This window comes from Accumulibacter sp. (genome assembly GCF_029255125.1).
Classification (GTDB): Bacteria; Pseudomonadota; Gammaproteobacteria; order Burkholderiales; family Rhodocyclaceae; genus Accumulibacter.
Map to the genome: position 1 here is coordinate 86,138 of NZ_JAPUVR010000122.1, position 6,947 is coordinate 93,084.

The 6,947-nt window shown below is 64.3% G+C and carries 5 protein-coding genes; 4 read left to right on the forward strand and 1 reads right to left on the reverse strand.

Going from position 1 to position 6,947, the window contains the following annotated elements; translation table 11 throughout:
* Positions 1-61: 61 nt before the first annotated feature.
* Positions 62-1,258, reverse strand: a complete 1,197-nt coding sequence (locus Q1L59_RS13015) for a hypothetical protein (RefSeq protein WP_300332830.1) — start codon at positions 1,256-1,258, stop codon at positions 62-64.
* A gap of 362 nt (positions 1,259-1,620) precedes the next feature.
* On the opposite strand from Q1L59_RS13015, the gene Q1L59_RS13020 reads away from it, so the two are divergent.
* From Q1L59_RS13020 to Q1L59_RS13035, 4 genes are all read left to right on the forward strand, one after another.
* Entirely contained in the window at positions 1,621-3,846 is a 2,226-nt protein-coding gene (locus Q1L59_RS13020) for a type I secretion system permease/ATPase (protein ID WP_300332831.1), read from the forward strand.
* Positions 3,843-5,261: an HlyD family type I secretion periplasmic adaptor subunit gene (locus Q1L59_RS13025; RefSeq protein WP_300332833.1), complete on the forward strand. Its 1,419-nt coding sequence runs from the start codon at positions 3,843-3,845 to the stop codon at positions 5,259-5,261. Before Q1L59_RS13020 ends, Q1L59_RS13025 begins: the two co-directional genes overlap by 4 nt.
* 2 nt (positions 5,262-5,263) lie before the next feature.
* A complete protein-coding gene (locus tag Q1L59_RS13030; protein WP_300332835.1) occupies positions 5,264-5,872 on the forward strand; it encodes a response regulator transcription factor in 609 nt (202 codons plus the stop codon).
* A gap of 140 nt (positions 5,873-6,012) precedes the next feature.
* Positions 6,013-6,947 (forward strand): retention module-containing protein (locus Q1L59_RS13035; RefSeq protein WP_300332837.1); only part of this gene is annotated, 935 nt, incomplete at its 3' end.

Sequence of the window (6,947 nt, forward strand, 5' to 3'; positions counted from 1 at the left end):
CGGCCGGTTGCTGCTCGCCGACAAACGGCGGCGCGGCACGGTACGGCGCGAGGCCTGTCGCTCAGAAACAGCCCGGCGTACCGAGTCGGGAAAGCCTGCCCATATCCACCACGTGCGCTTCGATCAGATCCTGAAAGCGCTTGCGCAACCCCGGAAAGTCGCGCTCGAACTCGCGCTCGAAAGCCTCCGCGTACGGCCTGCTTTGGCGCCTATGTGCGCTCCCCAACCAATGCAGCATGTGCAGCGTAAACGCTTGCTGGCGCGCGATGTCGGCGGCCTTTTTCGGCTTGCTTGCGCCATCGAAGCGGGCTTCCGCCGAGACGCGCTCGAGGTAGTAAGTGCCGCTCGGCGCGTGAACCACCTCGAGTAGCGTGCCTGGGTTGCGATTCGGCCGGTAATGCTCGAGCAGCTTGTCGATCCGCGCCGCGTGATCCGAAGCCGCGCCAAAAACGGCGGCAGCCGGAATACCTTGCGCCTTGAACTCGACGACGCGGCATTTGTCGCCCTTCTTTCCCTTGCCCTCGTTCTCGATCAGATAGAGAAAGCGGGGTAGGCACATGCTGCCACCGCTCTCCTTGAGCCTGACGCCGCGCGCGACGATCTGGCCGAGCTCCTGCCGGTGGATCGCGTCCTCCAGCGCCTTGCTATCGGTCTTGTACTGCCGCTTCACCCGGCTTCCGACGCCGTCTGGTTCTGCCCAGTCGCGTGCCTTTCGGCGCAAGGGCTTGCATTCTGCCGCAGCTGCCGTTGCGTCGCCGAGGATGTCCTTGAGCGAGCCGACGCCGGTCAACGCCTGCCCGGCCAGACCGCGCTGGTAAGCCTCGACGGCCCGATTGAACGGGATCCGGACCGTTTCCGGGTTCCAGGCGTGGTTATAGCTCAGGGTGTGAAGGAAATCAGCCAGAAAGCTGCCATGTCCACCGTCGTCGAGGTCGATCAGACCGACGTGCAGACCACCCTTGTCCTCGACGATGTCGACGTTGTCCGGTTTGACGTCCGCGCCGATGATTCCCGTGAACTCGCTCAGGCGCCGCAGCGTTTCGCCGCCTTGCGCAAGCTGCTCGCTCAAACAGGCGAGACTTCCTGCCGGATTGGAGCGCATAAACTGGAGCAGGTCGCCGTCAACACGGCGAAAGCACCCGTGTGCCGGGTCCTCGCTGCAGGCCTTGCGGCTGCAGACGGGACCGGCCGGCAGCGCCGCGGGCGGCACGAGCAGAACAGCCATGGCAACGACAAAGAATTGCCTGAAGTGTTTCATATGCGCCTCGCAGATGCATGAGTCGACGCTCGGGAGCGCCACGGGTGGTGGGCCAGGGAACTGCAGCGCCGGCAAGCGGAAGCTCACGTCAGCCTATGCGGCGCAGGGCACTGCCTGACGGCCCAAGTCTAGCATGCGACCGCGGACTCGCGCGACCGCTGCCACGCCGCCAAGCCAGCCGCATCTGGTCCGCACAGAGGTGCATCGACAGGCCGCCCGCCAGCAGCTAGACTGTTGAATTAGGACAAAACCATAGATCGTCGCAGTCGCCGGCACCGACCGCGTGGCGAGCGGACACTGGCCGCGCCAGTCCACCCTGGGGCAAGCCTGGCTTTCGGGAAACCCCTCAAGCATTCGTGACGATGACCGATAACGTTTCTGTGAACCTCACCTTGCCAAACAACAACGACCACCCGACAGCGCCGGACGCCGGCCGGGCGCACGTCCCCGATCTGCGCGAAGACGTTCTGCATCACGATCCCTTGCTCGCCTGCCTTGTCGAACTGACACGCCTGCACGGTCGACCCAGCACGCGCGCCGCCCTGACGGCCGGCCTGCCGCTTGTCGGCGGCTGCCTGACCCCCGCGCTGCTCGCGCGGGCAGCGGCGCGCGCCGGATTGTCTTGTCGGCTCGTTCGGCGCGCGCTGGACGAGATCGACCAGGCGCTGCTGCCGGTCATTCTGCTTCTCGACAAGGATCAGGCGTGCGTGCTGCTGGCTTGGGACGACAAGGGTGAAGTGGCGCAGCTTCTATTTCCAGAGAGCGGACAGGGCGAAGTCCGACTGACGCACGCTGAACTGAGCGAGCGTTACCTCGGAATCGCCGCTTTTGTCCGGCCGCGCTTTGCTTTCGACGCGCGCACGCCGGAGGTCGGCAAGGTCGTCGAGCGACACTGGTTCTGGGGAGCCTTGCTCGAGCAGGTGGCGCTCTATCGGGATGTCATCGGGGCGGCGCTGCTGGTCAACGCTTTTGCCCTGGTCATGCCGATCTTCGTCATGAATGTGTATGACCGCGTCGTTCCCAACAATGCGACCGATACGCTGTGGATGCTGGCGCTCGGCGTCTTGCTGGTGATCGGCATGGACTACATGTTGCGCCTGCTGCGCGGGCGATTCATCGACCTGGCCAGCGCGCGCATCGACGTCAAGCTCTCGGCGCTGATCATGGAGCGTGTGCTCGGTATGCAGCTCGAGGCGCGGCCGGCATCGGTCGGTTCGTTTGCCGCGAACTTGCGTTCGTTCGAATCGGTGCGCGATTTCATTGCCTCGGCCACCGTCTCGGCCTTGATCGATTTTCCGTTCGCGCTGATCTTCCTGCTCGTCATCGTCTGGATTTCGTGGCCACTCGTCCTGATTCCGCTGCTCGGCCTGCTGATTGGCGTCGTCTACGCCTATCTCGTGCAGCATCGGATGCACGAACTTGCGGAGACGACGTATCGGGCAACCGCCCTGCGCAACGCCGCCCTGATCGAAAGCCTGACCGCGCTGGAGACGATCAAGACGCAAAACGCGGAGGGTGTCGTACAAAGCAAATGGGAACGGACGACCGCTTTCCTCGCGCGTAGCGGGGTTCAACTGCGGCTGCTGTCCTCATCGGCCGCCAACGGTGCCGGCGCGATCGCTCAGTTCGTCAACGTCGCCCTGATTATCGCCGGCGTCTACCTGATCCAGGAAAAGCTGCTGACGATGGGCGGACTGATCGCCGTCACCATGCTCGGTGGGCGAGCGATCGCACCGCTGGCGCAAGCCGTCGGCCTGCTGCTGCAGTATCAGAACGCGAAAATGGCGCTAAGCACGCTCGACAAGCTGATGGCGCAACCGATCGAGCGGCCGGATGCCACGGCCTTCATCCATCGCCCGGAGTTGAAAGGCGAAATCGAGTTCCGCCAGGTGTCTTTCAGTTACTCCGAGCAGGGTGAAGCTGCCTTGCGCAACGTCTCGCTGCGCATCCAGCCGGGCGAGCGAGTGATCATCATCGGCCGCACCGGCTCGGGCAAGACGACGCTGCAGAAGCTGATGCTTGGCCTGTACCGACCCAGCGAAGGCGTCGTGCGTATCGACGGAATCGACCTGCGCCAACTCGATCCAGCCGATCTGCGACGCAATGTCGGCTTCGTCGGTCAGGATGCGACGCTTTTCTACGGATCGCTGCGCGAGAACATCGCGATCGGCGCGCCGTACGCTGACGATACGGCAGTCGTCGCCGCGGCTGAAGTCGCTGGTCTGACGCAGTTCGTCAACCGCCACCCGAAGGGTTTCGACATGCTGATCGGCGAGCGCGGCGAATCGCTCTCGGGCGGCCAGCGGCAGGAGGTGGCGATCGCCCGCGCCGTCCTGATGGACCCGCCGATCCTCCTTTTCGACGAGCCGACGAGCTCGATGGATTACTCGACCGAACAAGGCTTCAAGGAACGCCTGGCGCGCTTCGCCGCGCATAAGACGGTGGTCATCGTGACGCACCGGAGCAGCCTGATCGACCTGGCGACACGAATCATCGTCATGGATGCCGGCCAGATCGTCGCCGACGGCCCGCGCGACCAGGTCGTCGAAGCCTTGCAGACAGGCCGTGTCGGGCGGGCCGCATCATGAGCCAGGGTCTGATCGGCAGTTTGCGCAGCCTGCTCGATCGTTGCGAGCGCTTGCGCCAACGCCTGCAACCAGGTTTCGACGCGTGGCTGAACCGCGCGATGCAGCCCGAGAAGGGCCACGAGGAACAAGGCTTTGCTGCTGATGCGGACTGGGCCATCCTGCAGCAGGAACCCTTGCGCGCACGCGTCCTGCTCAAATCGATCGGTATCGCACTGGCGCTGTTTCTGATGTGGGCAGCGGTCACCCAGGTCAATGAGGTGACGCGTGGCGAAGGGCGGGTGATTCCGTCACGTCAGTTGCAGATCCTGCAGAGCCTCGACGGCGGGGTCGTAGCCGAGATTCTGGTGCGCGAAGGCGATGTCGTCGAACCGGATCAGATTCTCCTGCGCATCGACCAGACGCGTTTCGTCTCGTCGGTACGCGAGAGCCGCGTGCAATACACGGCGCTGGTCGCCAAGGCGGCGCGCTTGCGCGCGCTGGCTGAAGGAACGGCGTTTGAGCTGCCGGCACAGGTACTGAAGGAGGACCCACGCACCGCGGAGGAAGAGAAGCGACTCTACGAATCGCGCCGCAGCGAGCTTGAGGCCAGCCTGTCGATTGCCCGCCAGCAGTTGGCGCAACGCCAGCAGGAACTGGTCGAAGTACGCGCCAAGCACGAGCAGGCGAGCAAGGGTCACGAACTGGCGGCACGCGAGCTATCGGTCACCAAGCCCCTGATCAGTTCGGGCGCCGTATCGGAGGTCGAATTGTTGCGCCTGGAACGTGATGTCTCGCGCTTTCGCGGCGAACGAGACATGGCAGCGGCGCAGATTTCGCGTCTGCAATCGGCGATCAACGAGGCCGGCCGCAAGATCGAGGAGGTTGGGCTGACTTTCCGCAACGAGTCGGGCAAGGAGCTGGCCGAAACGATGGCCAAGCTGAACAGCCTGGCGGAAGGAGGCGTCGGACTGGCCGACAAGGTGAGCCGCTCGGTACTGCGCTCCCCGGTCAAAGGGACGGTCAAGCGCTTGCTGATCAACACGGTCGGTGGTGTCGTGCAGCCGGGCAAGGATGTCGTCGAAATCGTGCCGCTGGAAGACACGCTGTTGCTCGAAGCACGCGTTCTGCCACGCGACATCGCATTCCTGCATCCCGGGCAAAAAGCGGTGGTCAAGTTCACCGCTTACGATTTCGCCATCTACGGCGGCCTCGACGGCAAGCTCGAGCACATTGGCGCCGACACGGTGATCGACGACAAGGGCAATGCCTTCTATGTCGTTCGCGTGCGTACCCATCAATCGACGCTGGGCAGCAATCTGCCGATCATTCCCGGCATGGTCGCCGAGGTTGACATCGTCACCGGTGAAAAAAGCGTCCTGTCCTACCTCCTGAAACCGGTCTTGCGTGCCAAGTCACGCGCACTTTCGGAGCGTTGAGCATGCAACAAATCTTTCTCTGTGCGGATGCACGACCACGAAGTTCCTGGCGCGAAGCCTTCCCCGGCCTGATCGCGGCGCGCCTGGACAGCGTCCCCGCCGGTGGCGGTGTCGTCTGGGCCTTGCTTCCGGTCGGCCAGCCACTCGACACCGTGCTGATGCGCGTGCGCCAGGGACTGGCCGGTCGACCGCTGATCGTTCTCGCCGACGAACCGAATACCGACGGCGCGCTTGCCGCACTAGCTGGCGGAGCGTCCGGCTACTGCAACGGGCATGCGGCAGCGAGCGTGCTGCAACAGGTTGCAGCGGTGGTTCAAAACGGCGGACTGTGGATTGGCACAGCCTTGATGAAACGCCTGCTGAACACAACGGCCGCCCTGTTGGCCCGCCGTCCCGGCGAGAAGAACGCATGGCGCGCCGCGCTCACGGCGCGCGAGCAGGAAGTCGCTCTAGCGGTCGCTGCGGGCGCCAGCAACAAGGAAATCGCCCGCGACCTCGAAATCAGCGAACGTACGGTCAAGTTTCACGTCAGTGCCGTGCTCGACAAACTCGAAGCGCGCGACCGCCTGCAGATCTCCCTGATCATCAATGGCGTACCCGAGCAAATTTGACCAGACCCAGCGGTCGCGCTCGCTTGCGGCCGCGCCCGGCAAGCGGGCATCGTTCACTTCCCGTACTTCAGTACAGTAGGCGAGAACCCGAGCGCCGGCTATCTTGAGTATGTCCACAGTCCTATCCGAAGGTGTCCCCCATGGCTGAAAAAATTCCCGTTGCCCGAGTTTCCGCGATCCAGGGCAAGGCCTTTGTCCGCGAGGCCGACGGTACGCTGCGCCCCTTGCAAGTTGGCGACATGATTTATGAAGGCGATATCGTCGTCACCGCCCAAGGCAGCCGGGTCGATCTCGCAAGCCCGGATAACCGCCCCCTCGTGCTGCGCGAAAACGAAACGCTGACGGTCGATGAAAATGTCTTCGGCACGGTCAGACCCGATGCCACCGATGCCGCCCTGGTTGCCGGCGCAAGCGATGTAAACCGCGTGATCAAGGCCATTCGCGAGGGTGGCAGCCTCGACGAACTGCTCGAAGACCCGGCCGCCGGTCCGGCCGCTGGCGGCGCTGGCGGCGCCGACGGCGGACCCACTTTCGTCCGCCTGCTGCGCATCGTAGAGAACGTCGATCCCTTGACTTTCGACTTCGGTACGGCACGCGGCACCTTGGATGACACTGCTCCGGCGGGCATCGCCGGCACCACTGACGCACCGGCGGAAACCGTCGCCACTACCGGACCCACCGCTGTACCGCCCACCTTGAACCTGGTCGCAGCGAACAACACCAACGACAGCACGCCGACCATCACCGGATCGACCAACGCAACCCCCGGTTCGACGGTCACCCTCACCGTCACCGACGCGGCAGGCATCGTCCAGACCTTGACCGCGGTCGTACAGGCCGACGGCAGCTTCAGCGCCACCCCCGGCAACACGCTGGCTGACGGCGGTTACAACGTCGTCGCCAGCGTCACCGATCCCGCCGGCGGCACCGGCACGGCGAGCGGCGGTGGCACCGTCGACACAACCGCGCCGACGATCAGCGTCGTCGCCCCCAGCAATACCAATGACAACACCCCGACGATCACCGGTACGACCGATGCTGCCCCAGGTTCGACCGTCACGCTCGTCGTCACCGA